The 1459-nt window shown below is 43.9% G+C and carries 3 protein-coding genes; 2 read left to right on the top strand and 1 reads right to left on the bottom strand.

Features of this window, described 5'->3' with window-relative positions; all coding sequences use genetic code 11:
* Positions 1-52 precede the first annotated feature (52 nt).
* On the top strand, positions 53-211 hold the full coding sequence (locus O9290_RS07190) for a hypothetical protein (protein ID WP_196219852.1): 159 nt from the start codon (positions 53-55) through the stop codon (positions 209-211).
* A 50-nt stretch (positions 212-261) separates the two neighbouring features.
* On the opposite strand, the gene O9290_RS07185 is transcribed toward O9290_RS07190, so the two are convergent.
* The gene (locus O9290_RS07185) at positions 262-993 is read right to left on the bottom strand and encodes an undecaprenyl-phosphate galactose phosphotransferase family protein (RefSeq protein WP_002760967.1); all 732 of its coding nucleotides are present in this window, start codon (positions 991-993) and stop codon (positions 262-264) included.
* A 173-nt stretch (positions 994-1166) separates the two neighbouring features.
* On the opposite strand from O9290_RS07185, the gene O9290_RS07180 reads away from it, so the two are divergent.
* The gene (locus O9290_RS07180; protein WP_288027648.1) at positions 1167-1322 is read left to right on the top strand and encodes a hypothetical protein; all 156 of its coding nucleotides are present in this window, start codon (positions 1167-1169) and stop codon (positions 1320-1322) included.
* Positions 1323-1459 lie beyond the last annotated feature (137 nt).

Here is a 1459-nt window from a genome sequence, read left to right as displayed (position 1 = left end):
ATGGGAGTGATCAGGGGGAAATTCAGGGACTTTTTCCCTGAAAATTAGGTAATTGACCCCCTCAAAATCGGTAAAACCCCACACCCCACACCCCACACCCTACACCCTGCCCCTAGGAAAAACTTTTTCAGCAGACCCTAATTACTGTCATAATATTTCTCAAAAAAAGAGGAGAAAAAAGCAAGTTCTCCCCTTCTCTCCTCCAGTCTAGCGATTAATTACATTGAAACAGCAGTGAGTAATTTTTTACTATTCACCGCTTTAGTAAGCACCGTTATTTTTGGGAAAAACCACAACACCGATAGTTCTGAAGATTACCCAGATATCAGTTAACCAGTTACGCGAATTAACGTAATACACATCCATCTGCACCCGCAGGGGATAGGGTATGTCATTACGTCCCGAAACTTGCCATAAACCAGTCAAACCGGGGCGAATAGTTAAAACTTTGTCGATGCGATTGCCATATTTCTGCAATTCTTCGGGAACTAAAGGCCGCGGACCGACGACGCTCATATCTCCTCGCAGGACGTTCCAGAATTGGGGAAACTCGTCTAAACTGGTTAAGCGGAGAAATTTGCCAATCCAAGTTATGCGAGGATCGTCCTTAAGCTTGAAATTATCCTCGAATTCTGCCCGCAGTTGGGGAGAGTCTTCCATCAGTCTCTCTAACACCTTATCAGCATCCATTACCATAGTACGGAACTTGATACAGTTGAAATGCTGGAAGTTTTGACCGACGCGCTTCTGCACATAGAAGACCGGACCGGGGGAACTAATCGCGATCAATAAGGCTAAGATTAAATAAAGCGGCGAAAAGAAAATTAGAACCGATAGGGAGAAAACGATATCGAATAATCGTTTTGAGGTATCGCCGTCTAAAGCTATTAACCAAGATTTTTGATGCCGTCTACCAGAGACCGAAGGTTTGAACCCTCGCTTCATCAAAGCTTGTAGAGCCTTGACGGAGATAAGTTGGCTATTAGCAGTCATCTTACTCCTTCACATCACACACACCACACAGTACCCATGATAAAGCCACAAGACCGAAAAAACAAGTCTTCTGGCCAATAACTGGCACTGGCCATTTTAGAGCCTTTGTACTGAAAAATCTCTAATTAGGGTTTACTGAAAAAGTTTGTTGCTGGGATTAGGAGTCAGTCCCGATGAAAAAATTTTCACCCCCACAGATGAAAGAGGTTTCCTTCCCTACACCCTACACCCCACACCCCACACCCCACACCCTACACCCTCTTTCAAGTCAGGAGTCTGGGGAGTCAGGAGTCTGGGGAGTCAGTAGTCAGCAGATTGCTTTTATTTAGGGTTTGCTGAATAATGGTAAAACCCTTTTAAAATAAAGCTTTTGACCTGTTAAAGTCCGATGTTAGTGCTGCGAAAATAGGATTGGGACGTTCAAAAACCTTGCATTATCCTTCTTGTAGTACATCGCTTGGTACAA

Source organism: Microcystis sp. LE19-41.2A (genome assembly GCF_027530405.1).
Lineage (GTDB): Bacteria > Cyanobacteriota > Cyanobacteriia > Cyanobacteriales > Microcystaceae > Microcystis > Microcystis aeruginosa.
Note: the sequence above shows the minus strand (reverse complement) of the source record. Positions and strands in the feature narration are given on the sequence as shown.

Coding starts and splice junctions, on each gene's coding strand:
- O9290_RS07185 (WP_002760967.1), bottom strand. CDS start 993: ATGACTGCTAATAGCCAACTTATCTCCGTCAAGGCTCTACAAGCTTTG.
- O9290_RS07180 (WP_288027648.1), top strand. CDS start 1,167: ATGAAAAAATTTTCACCCCCACAGATGAAAGAGGTTTCCTTCCCTACA.